Below are 18,049 nucleotides of genomic sequence, written 5' to 3' on the forward strand. Positions count from 1 at the left end.
GCAAGTTTGTCTTAAAACAGCGGTTTAGAGAACAAAAACCAGGTTTTGAGACTCAAGGTTGCTAACCTCCTCCCCGTCAACTGACGGGGGTTTTTTTATGGGCTGGTTTGAGTTGGCGCGGCATCAGATGGATTGACCAACTGTTGAAAATTAGCACTCCGGAACACATTGACCAAGATGAATCCGGCGATGATCAGGGCAGCGAGGGATGTTGCCAGAGAAAAAGCTTGAGGAATCCAGGAAGGCATGGATGAGGCTTCCTGAATCGTTGTCTTTTTGCCGGAGGTGATGCGGGTAGTCGATGTCGTTCGTGTGGGAGTCGTTGTGATGCGGGAGGGAGAAGTAGCGGTATAAGCTTGTCCCTGAATGGTAGAGTTGACCTGGGCTCCTGTGGCTACGCGCAACCGCTGTAACTTTTGACTAACGGCGATTGGGCGTTGCCCTGTGCGGCACCACTGCAACAGCGCAGGTCCAGTAATGGCACACAGGTTGTTAGCCTGGATGTCGTAGATCCGCTGCAACATAGAGCGATCGCTACTTACCAGCACCACGAGACTGGCAGGAAACTCTTGTGACAGAGCATAGGCGCATTTGCCCACCGCCAGAGAAATACGAGTGCGCCGAGTCAATGCCTGACCAGCCCCCGACTTGAGCACAGCATGATGAGCCGTTGCTTCGCTGATCTGCCAACCACTGGTAGCATAAAAACGATTAAAGGCTCTGGCGATACGCTCCAGGTCTGGGTCAGGAGAGCGATCAAACAAAAACTTCATCTCTTCGTAAACAACTTGAGGCACGATGCAGCTCCCCACCCGCGAAAACTCTAACCATTCCCGTGGGGTTGCTGCGGACAACGCGCCAATATCCAGAACCAAAATAACGGGAGGAATTGCCGCCATGTTTAACCTCCAATACCGAGGCGACCTGCCAAATTAGGGGCTAATGGTAACAAAATTGCTGCCATTAGGAACAATGCCAACAAACCCAGAGCCGCCCGTGCATCATCCGGTTCAGATAACTCGTTGAGGGGCGGACGTTCCAGATCACGTTGTAAAAACAGAATGACGATTGCCCAATATAACGCCAATACATTAACAAGGGCAGCGAGTCCTAGAACAATTAGCGTAATAATCGTTGTGCGTCCGGCTACTTTACGACCGTAAATAGCCTGCACGATGCGTCCACCATCTAACTGTCCTGTTGGCAATAAATTTATTGCCGTTAGCACCAACCCTAACCAACCAACTAATACAAGCGGATGCACCCCAACCAGTGGCTGCTGCAACGTATCTCCTAAGATGATCCGTGCCAATGCGCCAACAAAAATCGATCCCTGAAATACATTGGACTGCACCTGAAACAAGCTACTCGATTGAGACAGTAGCAGCCCCGTAATCAACAGTACAACTGAAACAACGCCACCTGCTGCTGGTCCAGCGAATGCCACATCAAACAAAACATTGCGATTGGGCAAGAGGGATTCAAATCGGGTAATAGCTCCAAACGAAGCAATTTCCCAAGTTGGAATGAAAAAAGGTGGACTCAAACGAACATGGTGACGGCGAGCCAGTAGACGATGCCCAAGCTCATGCGCTGCCAGGATAGACAGAATGCCGATACTGATTGGCAGAGCTTCACGAAAGCGATCGGGTTGTTGAGAGATATCAAATCCTAACATTAAGCCAGCCGATGCAACACTAGCGGCGATCGTTGTCAGGAATAACACCAACGCCAGCAACCCTTGCAACACGGTGGTGGGCTGTGGGTCATTGCTGCGAGGCAACACGATAACAGTGGGGCGATCGTCCGGTCCTGCGACTAAGAAGAGGCGATAGCGATCGCCCACTCTTGCTGCCAGGTTATTGGCTAATCGCTGATAACTCGCGTCAACTTCACCCCGCAAATTGCCTTTAAAGATTGCCCCCTCTCGATAGGGAATCGTTTCAGTCGCAAAAAATGTATCAACGCCAAAAATACCCTGAATGAGCTTGAGGTCATCTGCTGGGATGCTCAAAACATCTGCCTCTAGAGCCGTTTCGACAGGCTTGGGCGTTTCCGGGGTGATCCCCGGATCAGTGGGAGAGTCAGATGGCTCTGGGGAGCGAGTAGGATCGGTTGAGTTCGGCAATACAGAGAGGCGACTGAGCAGTGCAGAGTTGCTTCCTTCTGCTCGTAACCGATTGCCTAAAAAGATGTAGAGTCCAGCCGAGAGAACAATTAGAAAAATTATGCTAACCAGGTTGAGGTAGACCCCTGCTGTAAATAAGCCGAAGAACAACAACCAGGGAGCCATCAACACTACAGATTGAAGCCATGCTAGGATGCCGAGCTTGCCAAAAGGTCTAGCCCGGTAGAAGCCCCAGCCCAATATGATTAATGCAACTACAAGAATAAGGAGAGTGATCATCTGTAATGTTGTCTGTCATGAAAGACAGAGCTATCCAAAGCATAGTCTGCCGTATTTTCTGCACGCCCGATTTAAACTCCAGGTAGCGTTGCAAGGAACCGACTCCGAGAGGCATAAACGTCCAAGGCATTCACGTCCAAAGCGTTTATGTCCAGGGTGTTGACCTGTTACTGCTTGGCTTGGCTCTTAAGCGTGAGTAAAACGGTTTCGGTGGATGCAACCCTGTCTCTGTACTAACTATCTTAAAACTATCAATCTACCACTCCGTGCTTCAACGGTTATATCTCGCCAAGAAAGTTTAGGGAGCTTAATTTTTGTCGAGAAGTAAAGTTACAGAGGGGTAGGAGGGTGCTGGTCGGTTGCGGGTGGGTTAGAGCGGCTTATTCTTTCACTGCCTGAACGGCTCGGCGCAAATTGCCGTGATGCTCCTGCAACAGCCGATCGCCCTCATCTCGGTCTAAGCCCGTCCAATGCATCAGAAGGGCTAATTTCACCTGGCGATCGCTCCTTTCTAATAGCAGAGCTGCCTCTTCTCGGCTGAGGTCAGTCAGGTCGCGCAAAATGCGGAGGGCGCGATCGTGCAATTTGTGGTTAGTGACGGCAACATCGACCATGCGGTTGCCATAGACTTTGCCCAATTGCACCATCGTTCCGGTGGAGAGGATATTCAGAGCCAGTTTAGTGACGGTGCCTGCTTTAAGGCGAGTGGAACCGGCCAGTACTTCAGGACCAACTATCAGGCGGATGTCGATATCTACTTCGGCACTCACCTGTTCTGGCGGAACACACGCCATAAAAATAGTAGTGGCTCCCCGTTGACGAGCCGCATTGAGAGCCCCGTGGACGTAGGGGGTTGTGCCGCCAGCGGTAATACCAACTACAACATCTTTACTTGTGATGTGGTGGTGGGCGATCGCGGCGGCTCCGTCGTCTGCCAGATCTTCCAGTCCTTCGGAGCTGCGTACCAGGGCAGCGGCTCCTCCAGCGATGATGCCCTGTACCAATTCTGGGGGAGTACAGAATGTGGGGGGGCACTCCGCTGCATCCAACACACCCAACCGTCCACTGGTGCCTGCCCCAATGTAAAAGAGTCGCCCGCCCTGTTGCAGTGCGGCAGCAGTGCGCTCAATCGCGGTGGCTAAAGCCTCCCGTGCGTGGGCGATCGCGGTAATCACTTTGGCATCTTCTTGATTAAACAGATCCACCAACTCCAGGGGAGTGAGCTGATCAAGGGTTTGGCTTTTGGGATTTATCTGCTCGGTCAGCAGGTGTCCTCGTTCGGTGAGGTGTTTAATCGTTTCCATAGGGAGTCCACTTGAATACAGACGAGTCTATCATCGCTGTGTTTGGCTACAGGAGTAGAATACAGCTTTGACCTCAGTAACCCTATAGACATGCATAGTTTCATTCCGCCCGAACGGTTTTTTCCCTACCTCACCTGGACTGAAATTCAGGCTATGCCCCATAAAGAGAATGTGGTCATTGTTCAGCCGATTGGGGCGATCGAGCAACATGGTCCGCATTTGCCACTTGTGGTAGACAGTGCGATCGCCACAGCGGTGTTGGGGAAAGCCTTAGAGCAGTTGCCTCCGGAAGTTCCTGTGTATGCGCTGCCGCCTCTGTGTTATGGCAAGTCCAATGAGCACTGGCATTTTCCGGGGACAATTACCCTGACAGCTCAGACGTTGTTGAGCGTGTTAACAGAAGTCGGTGAAAGCCTCTATCGAGCTGGGTTTCGCAAGTGGGTGTTGCTCAACGCTCATGGTGGGCAACCCCAGGTGATTGAGATTGTGGCACGCGACCTGCATCAACGGTATGGAGATCTCATGGTGTTTCCGCTGTTTGTCTGGCGGGTGCCCAACAATGCGGCAGATTTCTTAACACCTCAAGAATTAGAGTACGGCATTCATGCCGGAGATGCCGAAACCAGTGTTATGCTTTCCCTGCTACCCGATCAAGTCAAATTTGAGCGGGCAGTTGCTGAATATCCCTACGGTTTGCCAACAGATAGCCTGTTGAGCATGGAGGGACAGTTACCCTTTGCCTGGACGACCCGTGACCTCACCAAAAGTGGGGTTTTGGGCGACCCGACAACGGCAACTCGTGAGAAGGGCGATCGCATTCTAGAATCCCTCGCTTTGGGGTGGGTCAGAGTGCTCCAGGACATTTCCCAGTTTCATCAGCCCAACGCCTGGAAAACCTGACATAGAGGACGTCTGAAAAGCCTTGGAGATCTCACCTGATCCCCTTAAACGGCATCGGTGTACACGGTAGCCTTAACAAGACGGGGATCGGAGCAGAAGTTTCCTGTTTAAGGGGAATTTAGGGGATCGATCTTCGTTTGAAGGTGCAATGTTCCCTTTTCGGACATCCTCTTAAGGAGATTTCCAGGAAACAAAATACCTGTAAGGGCGTTTCACGAAACGCCCCTACCAGAAACCGACTGGTAAATTCTTTCTCAGAAATCTCCTAAGCTGGATTGCAAAGAATGTTGGATGGCACACATCCAATTGGAGGTCACCTAGCGTAGTTCTTAGTGAACCTTCACGTCCAATTTGTGGCATGAAAATCCTATTTACTTCTTGCCCGCAATACGAAGTTCCTCGCATAACTATCATGCATTCTGATGCTGCTCAACCTGAATCAACAGCTAACCCCCAGCTTAGCGATCTCGATCTGTTGAATGCTTTGCGTGAAGGTCAGCTAAATGCATTGGGGATTTTGTACGATCGATATGCCAGTCTGGTCTATGGCTTAGCGTTGCGAATCTTGTCTAACTCTGAAGAAGCGGAGGATGTGACCCAAGATGTATTTCTGACGTTGTGGCATCGGGATGCATATAACCCTGCACGGGGTTCCCTTAGCAGCTTTTTAATCACGATGGCTCGTTCTCGCTCGATTGATCGATTGCGATCGCGCCAAACCCGGACTCGATTTTTTCAACGGTGGGGGCAGACGGTCAGTACCGAAACCAGCGCAACCCCACTAGAGCAGGCAACCCTAAAGGAGCGATCGCAACGGGTGCGAGATGCCTTGGGGCAACTGCCTGAACCTGAGCGTCAGGTTTTAGAAATTGCTTATTACGAAGGCTTAAGCCAATCCGAAATTGCCAAGCGGCTCAATACCCCTTTGGGAACCGTGAAAACCCGCTCTCGTCAGGGCTTACTCAGGCTCCGGCGGTTACTTCAAGATTTTATTCAGTGATGGTTATGACCCATTCCGCACTTCCTGATAACTGGGAAGAATTAATGGCAGATTATGTGCTCGGCAACCTCACCCCACCGGAGGCTGAGCAGTTTAAGCAGTTGATCGACACCCATCCTGAGGTGGCAGCCGAGGTGACTCAATTGCAAGAAGTGTTGCACCTGATCCCCTATGCGATCGCCCAGCAACCCCCTGCCCATCTACGGGACAGATTGCTGTCTCAGGCGCAAGCCCCCAATGAAACCTCTCGCCTCACTCGCTCCAGGCGATCGCCCGTACGTTGGATTGGCATGGTCAGTACCGCAGCAGCAGTGTTGGTGGCAGTGCTCTTAGGGGCAGACAACTATCGCCTCCGGCAGGAGTTAGCCGATACTCGTCAAGTGACGCAAGCCCTGAAACAACCCGATACCTTTATCGAAACGCTGACGGGTGACGACAACGCCGCCGGACGAGTCATCGTTGATAGCAACCAGCAACACCTGGTCATTGTGGTGCAAAACCTACCTGCCCTACCCCCAGGACAAACCTATCGACTGTGGGCGATCGCTGACCAGACTGTAAATTTTTGGGGGCAGTTTGAGACGGACGCAAACGGTACGGCGATCGCTAACTTAACGATTCCGGCTCCTCAATCGAATTTGTCAAATATCGAACTCCGCATCACAGTCGAGTCTGTCGCCGCGCCTCCGACCCCGCAGGGACCTGTGGTATTGCAGAGCAGCCTTTAAGGGGAAGTGGAGGAGTGAGGGGGTCAGGGAGTCAGGGAGTGCTTTCACAGCTATGCTTTCAATTAACGTCAGTTCGATTTAAGAGCCCGGCGAATGAATTCGCGGCTACTAGAGCGAAGTCCGCCGACGCGAACTCCGGAAAATGTTGGATTTGACGAACCGACGCAGGTCGGTTTTGCTCCGATAGCGGCGGTTTTAACCGCCAAAATCCTGATCCCGAATTCACGTTAGTTACTGAAACCCCCAAACCATTCACAATTGACCATTCACAATTGACCATTCACAATTGACCATTCACAATTGACCATTCACAATTGACCATTAACTCCTTCACTCCCTACTCCACACCTTTTAAGTGACGGCAGGAGTAGCTTGAGCCTGGGGACTAAACAGGCGATCGCGTCCTTGATGAGCTTCAAAATCAATGACGGGACCTTTGGGCACGATCCGGGTTGGGTTGACCTTGGGGTGGCTCTTGAAATAGTGCTGTTTGATGTGGTCGATGTTACAGGTTTCTCGTACGCCGGGATGTTGATAAATGTCGCGCAGGTAGCCCCAGAGGTTGGGGTAATCAATGATGCGGCGCAGGTTGCACTTGAAATGGGTGTAATAGACGACATCAAACCGCAGCAGGGTTGTAAACATACATACATCCGCCTCAGTTAAGGCATTACCGCAAAGATAACGCTGATTTCCCAGCAGGGTTTCCCAATGATCGAGTGCGTCAAACAGATCGGAAACGGCTTCTTCGTAGGCGTGCTGATGGGTCGCAAATCCAGCCCGATAAACGCCGTTGTTGATGGGTTGATAGATCGCTGTAATGGTTTCGTCGATCGCCGACTCTAGAGCTTCGGGGCATAGATCAACCGTTGCTGTTGCGATGCTACGAAACTCTGTATCTAACATGCGAATGATGTCGCGCGATTCGTTATTGACGATCGCCTGAGTTTGCTTGTCCCACAGCACAGGCACCGTAACCCGTCCGCTGTAGTCTGGCTCTGCCTTGGTATAGATCTCCCAAAGATAGTGCGCCTGGTTCACCTCATCGGGAATTGTTCCCGGAGCATCAGAAAACTCCCAGCCGTTGTCCTCAATTACCGGGTCAACCACCGAGACAGAAATTGCCTCCGTTAAACCGCTCAACGCCCGTACGATCAGAGTGCGGTGTGCCCACGGACACGCCAGCGATACATACAGATGATAGCGACCTGGCTCGGCTTTGTAACCGCTAGAGCCATCGGCGGTAATCCGGTTGCGAAATGTAGTGTCTGGACGGACAAAGCGTCCTTGTTTGTCCTCCTGGTCGCGATCGCTCACCCAACGACCGTCTACCAAAATGCCCAATCCCATGGATCTTTCCCCACTTCAACCCCTTCATCTTATCGACTGTTATCTGAGTCAACGGACACCAGAGGAGGGATTTATCGGACTATCGCGATTGGCGTTTTGGAAAATCAATTGCCAGACACTTTTCTAAGTGCTTGATTTTTGCTTCCAGGGTTAGCTCTTTAGGAGGAGGCTGTTTGACAAACAGAGGTTGATTCAGGAATGCCCAAATTCGTTGCCAGGTTTTGAAATTCATAGTTGATAGACGAATAAATCTTAGATGCAACCACGCAAAATGACCTAAGGTCAGTAGCACTAGCAGACCGTCGTGTTCTAAAAGTAAGGCTTTGGGTGAAACGGTGTTGCGATGGAGCACACTACACCCTGATTTCATCTAGAACAGCCCATTAATCAAATTAAACAACGTTAGAAAATTCAGGGGAGTACCCCAAAAGAGCGATTCTCAGCAAAATATCTGCTTCTAACGCTAAATTGGCAGCACTGCGCGGGGCTTGAATACTACACGCTCTCAAGCTGAGTCCTAGAACTAGAATCCACAGCAACGCTCAATTCTTTTAGCCTAAAGGGTTAGACGCGATCGCACTTCACCTGGCAGAGTCCTCTAAATGGGTGATTTAGGCTGAATTTATAGCTTTGTTCAGAAAGCTTAGGACAGGGCAATCGGTCAAACACTGATTCGGGGGGAGCTGTCCGACTCGCTTCCGCCCCATCGAATGTGGCTACGGCTATAGTATGAATTTCGTATGAAGATAGCTGAACTGCTCTATGGGATTCAGGAGGAGAGGTGGAGGGGTAATACTGACTGCCTGACAAATCTTTGATGCTTAACGATTGGAATCGCAGCGATAGGAGCAAAACCTGCCGATATGGTTACGAAGAACCTGGATGCATCCTGCCAAGGGAAACTTCGATTGGATAGGCGTGAATTAAATTCACCAGCCACATCACAGAAGATCAGAGGGTTTAGAACTTTTGTCAGTCAACCAGCCCATATCCATGCCGCTAGGCTCTCTCGCAAACCAAATAGGATTGTTATAGCCCTCTTCTGGCACTCTCTTCGTAAACACATCTCATACAGACCTCGTTTCCAAGCTCCTGCTTGGAAATGGACTGGCGGAGGCTCTGCCTCCTAAAGCAACGGTTGGAGGCAGAGCCTCCATGCGTACATTCCTGGCTAGAAGCTAGAAGGCTTTCGGAAAATACTCTCCATCCAAAGTGATTAAAGAGGGATAGCTATCTTAATGAATAAAAAGATTAGATGTAGATGAAAGGGTAGCCGCATTTGTGCATTTAGAGTTGAAGATGTTGGAGCGATAGTAAAGCAGTTTTTCTGAGGAGAAAATTACTCACCAAAGCTTTACCTGAAGGGGCTATAAAAACCAGACACTTTGCAGCGATTTAAAACAGACCTGTTAAGGTTGAATCATTGATCTGAAGATATGTTCTAACCAATGAGCTCTGAGCAAGCCTTTCCCCAAATTGTCGTTCTGAAACCAAGTGGCATCTTAGATAGTACTCAAACTAAAAAACTGCGCAGTGATATTGATGCTGTTTTGAACTCAAGCACCAAGGCGGTTTTGATTGATCTAGAAAATGTAACCTTCATGGACAGTTCTGGATTAGGTGCTTTAGTGATTATCTTGAAATCGGTTCGCATGAGTGGTGGGAAGCTTTATATCTGTTCTATGAATAGCCAGATTCAAATGTTATTTGAATTAACTGGAATGCATAAAGTATTTGATACGTTTGAAAATCAGTCTGAGTTTTATCAGGCGGTGAAAACTTCGTAATTAAAACTGTCAGTAAGTAGAGCTGGTCAATGGGATGTGAGATGAATAGATTGTTTCTCGCAATCAACCCATTTTACAATTGATTTAGGAGTGTTATATTATTCATGTCGTGTGGAATGTTTTGTTGACAATCTGGGTTGTAACGCTTTTTAGGTGATGCATTGTACCCTAGTTGGCTGCCAAGCAAAGATTTGTTGGGCAATCAGCATCGTACCTGTTGTGAATTGCATGATGCAAAAACGCATTCTGTACATACAATCTGTTCTGAGTTTCGTCTAATTAGTATTACTTTTAGCGTGGCTTTGCAAAAGGATTGATGCGGCTAGAGCGATCGCAAAGCTGATGTAGTTATACGAATAGTTTTGACCATTCGTACTAGCAGCTTTGTTGTTGGAAGTCTTTATTGGTTTCCAGATGGCTACTTCAAACTGACATTTAACGAATGGCAGTTGAGTTGTCGTTGTAATCAGTTTTCAGAGCTATATTCGGTTTATTGAAGACAATCAAGTTGCCCCTGGCTGAGGCATAGTGGCGATCGTTGTCCTTATCAAATCGGTGAAGTTTCTGGTGGGAAAAATCAGCATACCCCTGCCAAACATCTCGACCAATGCTCTACAACTCGGTATTTTCCTTGGCTATTGAGTGGGTGCTGAAACGCAGGTAGTTGTACTTTACGTCGGTAAACTCAATGGTAAGGTCAATCAAATCTTTAACTGGAAGCGATCTACATCGTCTTGGACGCTTTTTGACAGTCCGCAAAACCTATAGTTTTATTCAGCATCAGCGACAACAGTTGAATGAAGCGCAGTGGAAACGCCATCTCAAAATTCGTGACGCTTCCTTGTTTGAAGCGATCGACATTAACGACTTTGTGAGTCAAATTCGTCAAAATGCGGTTTGTTTTGGTTTGCAATTACCTGAAGCTCTGATCACAGAAATCGATCACTACGCCAGAACCACCTCTTGCACAGAACCTGGATTTCAGGATTCATTTTTGATTAATGAGGTGCAGGATGGACGACTGCGGGGTGAGCGGCCTGTGTTGCGGGCGTTGGTTGATCATACGGAGAAATGTGAGGCGATCGCCCTGTTAGAACAAGACCCTGTTTTAATTGACATTGTGCGATCGTATTTGGGCTACTATCCCACTCGCATTACTCGTCATTTAACCTGGAGTATTGTTTCCAACTTGCCGGAACATGGAAAGCAATTTTACCCTCCCACAGCATTTCACTATGACATTGCCGGATTCAACTTTATGACCACCTATTTCTACATTACGGATGTAGATGCGGAGTCAGGAGCACATGTCATGATCCCTGGTTCTCATGTGCAGAAACCGTGGTGGATGGTGTTTTCGTCAGGACGGCAATCCGACAAAGCAGTCTATGGCTATTACGGCAAGGACAAAGAATTAGTGATTGAGGGCAAACGGGGGTTTGGATTTATGCAAGATCCGTCCTGCATCCATAAAGTATTACCCCCAATTAAAGCCAATCGGTTATTGTTGCAACTCCGCTATTCCTGAGGATTGTGGATTTATAGCGATCGCCGCTGCATTTAGGGCAGAAGGGGTGTGGGGCTGCGCCCCGATCCAGGGTTCCACCCCTGCACCCCGTCCTAACCCAAGTGGCTACGGCTGTAATAAACTTCGTAAACTGTACGGGCGGGTTTAGCAGACCAATCTGCGCCTTGCAATGGGTTTGACGGCAAACCTCGTTTTCCCAACCACAAAAAGATCCCCGATTTTTGAGAAACCGGGGACTTAAACTGGTAGCCATACTACCAATTACTTAACGTGAATTCGGGATAAGGATTTCGGCGGTTAAAACCGCCGCTATCGGAGCAAAACCGACCTGCGTCGGTTCGTCAACTCCGGCTTTTTTCGGAGTCCGCCGACGCGGACTTCGCTCCAGTAGCTGCGAATTCATTCGCCGGGCTCTTAAACCGAACTGACGTTACTTAGATTCAGGATGCATCAGAGTATTCCATGCCGCCTTAGCCGCATCTGCAAGACGAGTTCCCAAGGTTTCCACTTCACTGACAACAGATTGCCAGTTCTTCTCGGCTTCTTTTTGAATCAGTTCAATGGATTTTTCGATGCGTTCTGGGTCGATCAGCTGATTTTCCTCGATCGCCTCACGCGCTTGCCGAACAGCCTTGAGATAGGCATCACGGGTGAAGTCACCTGCCGTTTGTACTTCAATCTGTGCCCTCTTTTTCACAGCTTCGATCAAGGCTTTTGTTTCGCGGCGGATTTCATCCGATTCATCTGCCATTTCAGAGTCAACCATCGCACTGGTTTCTGGGCTAACAGGGACGATCGCTGACGTTTCGGGAGTATCGATTTCAGAAGTCATAGAACCTCCTGGGGGATAAAACAGAAGAAAGAAGAGGGAAAACAGAAGAAAGAAGAGGAAAGAAGGGAAATAGAAGCGAGAAGAGGGAAGAAGGAAGAAAAAAGAGGGTGAGACAATTCAAGTGATGAAATTGAGCTTAGCGCACCGAGAAGGAAGTACCTAGTTCGCGTTCTAATTTCAACAGATTTTGAATTCTCGCCTCAGTGGAGGGATGTGTGGAGAAGAGATTGCTTAACGCTTGCCGAGGAATGGCGTTGACGATCAGCAGTGGCTCAAAGGCAGGATTTGCAGCGATCGGCATTTGACGTGCGCTGGCTTCTAGTCGCTGTAAAGCTCTTGCCAAAGCGCGAGGGTTACCTGTCAATCGGGCGGCACCTGCATCGGCTTCAAACTCACGAGTGCGAGAGATGCCCAGTTGAATCACAGAAGCGGCAACGGGAGCCACCATGAGTGTGAGCAACAGCCCAAAGGGATTACTGCCTTCGCGATCGCTCTGAGAACCGCCCCCAAACCACAGACTATAGCTAACGATTTGTGCCAGAAAAGAAATGGCTCCGGCGATCGTAGCGGCAACAGCTTGAGTTAGCGTGTCGCGGTTTTTGATGTGGCTGAGTTCGTGAGCAATAACAGCTTCTAGCTCGTCTTCGGGCAGCATGTTGACAATGCCCTGAGTTACAGCAACCGCTGCGTGTTCGGGGTCACGTCCAGTGGCGAAGGCGTTTGCTCCAGCCGTGGGAATGATATAAAGCTTGGGCATTGGCAGATTGGCGCGATCGCTCAGGCGTTGCACCATGCGGTATAACCCAGGAGCCTGGTTTGGGCTAATCGGCTGTGCCCGATAGGCTGCGAGGGCAATCTTGTCAGAGGAATACCAGGAGACGAAGTTCATCAGAGCGGCTAGACCAATCCCAAGCACTGCTCCGGTGACTCCTCCAATTAACCAATAGCTGACCGTGATTAATAGCGCACTCAGCAAACCCAGCAAAGCAACGGTTTTAACTTGGTTCATACCTTGGACTCCTTACGGCAACGCTGTGAGAGAGTTGGTTTAGGGTGAAATAGCGTTGCCTTTCATATTTCTTTCATTATTAATGATTTTTCTACGGGACGTGAGGTAGAACCCATCCCGATTTGGTACGGATTTCTCACCCTTGGGTGGGGAGTAGGGAGTGGGGAGTGGGGAGTAGAGAACTAGGAGCGTAAGGGCGGTGGGCTTCCGCCGTGAGCGTTCAGCCGAACGATGGGTTAGAACGAAGACAGGATGGGGTTTTACACAAAATTCTGGACACACCCCGCGAGCGAGACGCTCGCACTTACTTTGACCGCATCAATTTCTTAACCTTATTCTGGACACACCCCGCGAGCGAGACGCTCGCACTTACTTTGACCGCATCAATTTCTTAACCTTATTCTGGACACACCCCGCGAGCGAGACGCTCGTACTTACTTTGACCGCATCAATTTCTTAACCTTATTCTGGACACACCCCGCGAGCGAGACGCTCGCACTTACTTTGACCGCATCAATTTCTTAACCTTTATTAACCGCTAAAATCCTGATCCCGACTTCACGCTGATTAAATGCATACCTCAAAACTCAATTGCCTACTCCCTTACTCCCTTACTCTTTTCCCTTGTTACAAAAATGACAATTGCCCCCTATAGAAGGACTGATACACTTACTGAATTGGTACTGCGGGTCGATCGCCCATGACGATGAAAACCGAATTGCAGGAACGGGCAGATAGTTTGGCGAGTAATTTGCAACGCAGTGTTGATGCTTGCTTTGAGGTGTTGCGATCGATTAGTCAATTGTTTGCTTCGTCGCCGCAAGAGGTGAAACGGCAAGATTTTCAGCGGTTTGTACAGCCTGCGCTCGTGCGCCATCCCAGTATTCATGCGTTGGAGTGGTTACCGCGACTGCTGGATGGCGATCGCCCTGCCTTTGAGCAAGCCATGCAAGCCGAAGGATATGCCAACTTTCAAGTCACAGAACGGACAACGGATGGCACTTTGATTCGGGCAGGAGCACGACCAGATTATTTCCCGGTCTACTATGTTGAGCCGCTCGACAACAACGAGTTGGCATTGGGCTATGATGCAGCATCGGATGCAACCCGACGAGCCGCGTTGGAGCGGGCACGCGATACAGGGGCGATCGCGGTGAGTGGGCGGATTGAGTTGGTGCAAACGGCTCGACAACAGTTTGGGCTGCTGGTGATTTTGCCGATTTACCGCCAGGGCATGGCGTGCGATACGGTGAGCGATCGCCGTCAGTATTTACAGGGGTTTGTGTTGGGAGTGTTTCGGGTGGCGGATGTGGTGCGTTCGTCGCTCGCAGGGTTAACGCTCGACCACATCGACTTTTACCTGAGCGATCGCTCCGACCATCCCGAAGTGGGGTTCCTCGCTGCTTATGACTCTAAAAGTAAACAAGTGATTGCCAGGGCTGAAACCAAGTTGACCCTCCCTCATGCGGCTCAGGGTAAAGCTATTTGTACCCGCAGTTTTGCGATCGCTGACCGGGAGTGGTCGCTGGTGCTGATGCCTACAGCGGCTTATATCGACCGGGCAGAACTCTATCAACAGAGCCGCATTCGGGCAGATGCAGCGACGGCTGAAGCGGCGACCCTCAAAAAAGTGCTCCGCAACCTGCAACAAACGCAAGCCCGGTGGTTTCTGGAAAAAAACCTGATTGCAATCGGGGTTGGCTTGATTTTGGTGATCTTGAGCGGAGCGAACTGGCTGTCACATCAGAATGCAACACAATTGTTGGAAAGCAAAGCCAGAACTGAGCAGACTTATGGGGTGTTGGCACGGTTGGCAACATTATTGGCACTGACGACTGATACTGACACAGTTTCCCGGGAGACTGCGCCAACCTCTGTGTCTACGGCAGATCTCATTGAGGCTGAGCTAGAAACCCTGCGGCGGGCGATCGCCCAAAATGCTGAGCAACAACGCCGACTCGATCAGTTGGAACCTCTGATTGCTCAACGGCTGAATACGCTGGATCAATCGCCCCCTGCGGTGGTGAGTCAGCTAACAACTCGCGATCGCCAACTGCAACAACAAATTCGTCAACTGATTGCAGAGATCGAACAAACTGAGCGATCGCAATTGCCCTATTGGCAAAGTCAAGCGAGAGCGAGTCTAGACAATAGCTTTTGGACTAACGTTGTTGGAAGTGCGTTGGGAATTGTGTTGTGGATTGGTGTGTATTACCTGTTACAACGACAAATCTCAGAACGTCAGCGAGTTGAAGCGGCTCTTTATGCGGCTAACAACCAGTTAGAACTGGAAGTTCAAGAACGGTTAGCCGAGTTGGCACAAACTCGCGAAATTAATGAACTCAAAATGCGTTTGTTTTCAATGGTGTCTCACGAATTTCGGACACCACTCAGCACCATTTTGGTATCCACTCAATTGTTAACTAACAGTGAGGCAGGATGGTCAGAAGAAAAGCGAGTGAAAAATCTTTCACGCATTCAATCTGCTGCGAAGACAATGGCGCAGCTGTTGAGTGACATCCTCACCTTAGGGCGAGCAGAAGCAGGAAAGTTAGAGTTTCGTCCAGAACTACTCGATCTAAAGAGCTTTTGTCATAGTTTGATAGACGAAATTCAAATCAGCACTGAAACACAACGGGCGATCGCTGTGATCGTTTGTAGTGAATCAACGCAAGCCACGGTAGATGGCAAATTATTGCAATCGATCTTAACGAATCTGTTGTCCAACGCGATCAAATACTCAGAGAGCGATCGCCCCATTCAGTTGATCCTAACCTGCACACCGGAACAGGTAACAATTGAAGTCAAAGATCAGGGTATCGGCATTTCACCAGAGGATCAAAAACGTCTTTATGAAGCCTTTCATCGCGGTCAAAACGTGGGTGATGTGGTAGGTACGGGGTTAGGGCTTGCAGTTGTCAAAACCTGTGTTGATTTACATGGGGGGCACATCGCCGTAGACAGCGAAGTCGGAGTTGGTACAACGTTTATGGTGACTTTGCCACAACTGTAAAGAGTGGGGAATGGGGAATGGGAAGTCGCGAGTACCTCTACATCCTATGCGGTTGCTGCTTAGGATTGTGAATTTAATAAATCCGCAAACTGTACGGGCGGGTTTAGCAGACCCATCTGTGCCCTGTTATAGATTTGACAGCAAAACCCGCCCCTACCAAACATCGAACTTATTTAATTTCCATACCTTATAGCTTTGGTCAGAAAGCTTAGGACAAAGGTAATGGCTCAAATACTGATTCTGGGAAGCTTTCTGACTCACCTCCACTCCATCAAATGTGGCTATGGCTATATAGCGGTTTTTATATGGGTAAACCTCAAATGCTTTGTAGGGACTCGGCATTGCCAAGCCCCTACGTAACAGTATGGATAACGCAACTGAGAATAGCTCTATCTCTTCTTCTTGAAGAGCCAACCCAAGCCCAACAACCCTAAACCCGCCGCAACACCAGGTTCTGGAGTCGAGCGGGGAATCGGATCGAGGGGAATTCGTTCTGTGTTAGTGATGGTTGCCACATCAATCTCAATGCCATCTTCTTTAGTTTCTGGATCAACGCATCCTTCACCAAATAGCTCAATGCTGCTTTGGGCGGGCACAAAGTCACCAATGACAGGAGGTGTAATCGGTGGAACATTGGGATTGTCTACAGGCGTACTGAAGAACAAATCAATTTCTGCTTCAGTGGGGTCACAGACCGAGTTGTCATTGCTAATTCGGGCTCGGCTAATGCGATAGCGGTAACTGGCGACCTCTAAGAAAGCCTCTGTGGTTAACCCTTCTTCAGGAATGAAGTAAGCAAAAGGAGTGTCTTCACCGTTTTGAGTAGCAGTAAAGATGAAGTTGGTTAAGTTATAGCGTCCTACAGCCGGGTCAGCGTCTAGATCAGGACCATCGCCATCATAGAAAACGACCCCCTCAATGCGGGCGTTGGCATACTCTGGAATAAAAGAGCTACTGTCGAGGGTGCCCTCAATGCCAAATTGCAGCAGGTTAAAGGCGAGTTGCCATCCATCCAGGCTGCCTGAAAATAGGGTGGAGTCATTCTGAAGTGTAAGTCTCCAGGTGCCTTCGCGTAACTCGCCGTTGAAGTCAACTAACGTGCCATCTGGGAGATACGTGCCACTGGGGGTAAAGGTGCCTGAGAAAGCATTGAGATTGTCTGTGTGACCGTCATTAAAGCTGTAGTTCCCATCAATTTGAGTGGAGGGGGCAAGATTGGGGAATAGAACGACGGTTGTACCTGTATCAACGTGAGTCAGCCTAGCACTGAGTTGAGATGCATCAGGATGAGCTAACCCAAAGAGGGTTACCGTCATATTGTTAGCAACTGTGCTAGGTCCGGGACCAATGATAATGTCACTGGTAAAGGTGCCATCTGATAATGGAAACAGAATTCCCGTTCCTTCGAGGGTGCCGCCACCGCCATTAAAGATCGCCGCTTGGGCAGCAGGGGCGATCGCCACCCCGACACCAACTGTAGTTACCACTAACGCCGCAGAAAAAGCTTTGGACAGCAACATGACCTTCGTTCGCTCCAATCTTGTTAAACAATGTTTTGGCTGTAGAAATTCAGTCGATTAGGGGTCAAACAGTAATGCTTTTGTCTACAAAGAGACGATAGATCGCGTTCGAGTGCTAAGCTCTAGCGTCAGTTACGCAGGGGGCAAGCTGTAAACACCAACAGGGGCGATCGCAAAAGCGAAAGTTCTAAAATACAGGCACTAGGGGTAGAGCAGCCCGTCAAAGGAAGTACTGAATTTGATATTTCATTTGTACTGAATATTGATTTTTGAATCCAGTATTTTCACTTAGCTTCAGCAAAAGAATACAATCTTTGTTGAAGGCTTAAAGATTAAGCAAAGATGCATTTGAGTAAAAGATATAGATGCATAAATCTTGGCTGGCGGCAGTTTTGAGAGTTCTCCTCATTCACTTTACAAGCTACTAATGGTTAGTCAGGATCATCAAACTGTCTTTTATCTGAAACGGATTTGTATGAAATCAGTGTAAACAAAAATACTTGATATAAATTTTGTTTAATGTCAAGAGATCTTTGATGCAGTCTCTATGAAATGGGAATTAAATAAGTTCGATATTTGGTAGATGTCGGTGGGGCGGGTTTTTCAGATAAGTTCTTGGATTTGCCGTTAGTAAACCGCTAAACCCGCCCCTACAAACGTCTGCATCTGCA

The 18,049-nt window shown here is 49.1% G+C and carries 16 protein-coding genes; 7 read left to right on the top strand and 9 right to left on the bottom strand.

All coding sequences use genetic code 11. From position 1 onward, the window contains the following. Nucleotides 1-95: 95 nt before the first annotated feature. From H6G89_RS08660 to murQ, 3 genes are all read right to left on the bottom strand, one after another. Nucleotides 96-899 carry a PIN domain-containing protein gene (locus H6G89_RS08660; protein ID WP_190505006.1) on the bottom strand — a complete coding sequence of 268 codons (804 nt, stop codon included), beginning with the start codon at nt 897-899 and terminating at the stop codon, nt 96-98. Nucleotides 900-901: 2 nt separating this feature from the next. After that, entirely contained in the window at nt 902-2,407 is a 1,506-nt protein-coding gene (locus H6G89_RS08665) for a site-2 protease family protein (protein WP_190505008.1), read from the bottom strand. Between the two features lie 380 nt (nt 2,408-2,787). Next, nucleotides 2,788-3,702: an N-acetylmuramic acid 6-phosphate etherase gene (gene murQ, locus H6G89_RS08670; RefSeq protein WP_190505480.1), complete on the bottom strand. Its 915-nt coding sequence runs from the start codon at nt 3,700-3,702 to the stop codon at nt 2,788-2,790. A gap of 99 nt (nt 3,703-3,801) precedes the next feature. Between murQ and H6G89_RS08675 the strand changes: the two genes are divergently transcribed. The 4 genes from H6G89_RS08675 to H6G89_RS08690 all read left to right on the top strand — a co-directional run bounded on the left by H6G89_RS08675 (nt 3,802) and on the right by H6G89_RS08690 (nt 6,570). Continuing rightward, the gene (locus H6G89_RS08675; RefSeq protein WP_190505010.1) at nt 3,802-4,611 is read left to right on the top strand and encodes a creatininase family protein; all 810 of its coding nucleotides are present in this window, start codon (nt 3,802-3,804) and stop codon (nt 4,609-4,611) included. A gap of 412 nt (nt 4,612-5,023) precedes the next feature. Then, nucleotides 5,024-5,611 carry a sigma-70 family RNA polymerase sigma factor gene (locus H6G89_RS08680; RefSeq protein WP_190505012.1) on the top strand — a complete coding sequence of 196 codons (588 nt, stop codon included), beginning with the start codon at nt 5,024-5,026 and terminating at the stop codon, nt 5,609-5,611. Nucleotides 5,612-5,616: 5 nt separating this feature from the next. Continuing rightward, nucleotides 5,617-6,339 (top strand): anti-sigma factor domain-containing protein, encoded by a 723-nt coding sequence (locus tag H6G89_RS08685; protein WP_190505014.1) that lies wholly within the window; start codon nt 5,617-5,619, stop codon nt 6,337-6,339. A 93-nt stretch (nt 6,340-6,432) separates the two neighbouring features. Beyond that, nucleotides 6,433-6,570 carry a hypothetical protein gene (locus H6G89_RS08690; RefSeq protein ID WP_190505016.1) on the top strand — a complete coding sequence of 46 codons (138 nt, stop codon included), beginning with the start codon at nt 6,433-6,435 and terminating at the stop codon, nt 6,568-6,570. 120 nt (nt 6,571-6,690) lie between these two features. Here H6G89_RS08690 and H6G89_RS08695 read toward each other — a convergent pair whose 3' ends face one another. Together H6G89_RS08695 and H6G89_RS08700 are read right to left on the bottom strand one after the other, a co-directional pair. Then, complete coding sequence (locus tag H6G89_RS08695) at nt 6,691-7,689, bottom strand: glutathione S-transferase family protein (RefSeq protein WP_190505018.1); 999 nt, start codon at nt 7,687-7,689, stop codon at nt 6,691-6,693. A 79-nt stretch (nt 7,690-7,768) separates the two neighbouring features. Beyond that, complete coding sequence (locus H6G89_RS08700) at nt 7,769-7,921, bottom strand: hypothetical protein (protein ID WP_190505019.1); 153 nt, start codon at nt 7,919-7,921, stop codon at nt 7,769-7,771. A gap of 1,216 nt (nt 7,922-9,137) precedes the next feature. Here H6G89_RS08700 and H6G89_RS08705 point away from each other — a divergent pair. Both H6G89_RS08705 and H6G89_RS08710 read left to right on the top strand, forming a co-directional pair. Beyond that, complete coding sequence (locus H6G89_RS08705) at nt 9,138-9,476, top strand: STAS domain-containing protein (protein ID WP_190505022.1); 339 nt, start codon at nt 9,138-9,140, stop codon at nt 9,474-9,476. 688 nt (nt 9,477-10,164) lie between these two features. Next, entirely contained in the window at nt 10,165-11,004 is an 840-nt protein-coding gene (locus H6G89_RS08710; RefSeq protein WP_190505024.1) for a hypothetical protein, read from the top strand. Between the two features lie 265 nt (nt 11,005-11,269). Here H6G89_RS08710 and H6G89_RS08715 read toward each other — a convergent pair whose 3' ends face one another. The 3 genes from H6G89_RS08715 to H6G89_RS08725 form a co-directional block, all read right to left on the bottom strand. Next, nucleotides 11,270-11,407: a hypothetical protein gene (locus H6G89_RS08715; RefSeq protein ID WP_190505026.1), complete on the bottom strand. Its 138-nt coding sequence runs from the start codon at nt 11,405-11,407 to the stop codon at nt 11,270-11,272. A 27-nt stretch (nt 11,408-11,434) separates the two neighbouring features. After that, complete coding sequence (locus H6G89_RS08720; protein WP_190505028.1) at nt 11,435-11,836, bottom strand: hypothetical protein; 402 nt, start codon at nt 11,834-11,836, stop codon at nt 11,435-11,437. Nucleotides 11,837-11,972: 136 nt separating this feature from the next. After that, a complete protein-coding gene (locus H6G89_RS08725) occupies nt 11,973-12,845 on the bottom strand; it encodes a zinc metalloprotease HtpX (RefSeq protein WP_190505030.1) in 873 nt (290 codons plus the stop codon). Nucleotides 12,846-13,545: 700 nt separating this feature from the next. On the opposite strand from H6G89_RS08725, the gene H6G89_RS08730 reads away from it, so the two are divergent. Beyond that, nucleotides 13,546-15,858 carry a CHASE domain-containing sensor histidine kinase gene (locus tag H6G89_RS08730; protein ID WP_190505032.1) on the top strand — a complete coding sequence of 771 codons (2,313 nt, stop codon included), beginning with the start codon at nt 13,546-13,548 and terminating at the stop codon, nt 15,856-15,858. A 389-nt stretch (nt 15,859-16,247) separates the two neighbouring features. On the opposite strand, the gene H6G89_RS08735 is transcribed toward H6G89_RS08730, so the two are convergent. Continuing rightward, the gene (locus tag H6G89_RS08735) at nt 16,248-17,378 is read right to left on the bottom strand and encodes a PEP-CTERM sorting domain-containing protein (RefSeq protein WP_190505034.1); all 1,131 of its coding nucleotides are present in this window, start codon (nt 17,376-17,378) and stop codon (nt 16,248-16,250) included. Nucleotides 17,379-18,049 lie beyond the last annotated feature (671 nt).

The organism is Oscillatoria sp. FACHB-1407 (genome assembly GCF_014697545.1).
In the GTDB taxonomy this organism is placed as follows: domain Bacteria; phylum Cyanobacteriota; class Cyanobacteriia; order Elainellales; family Elainellaceae; genus FACHB-1407.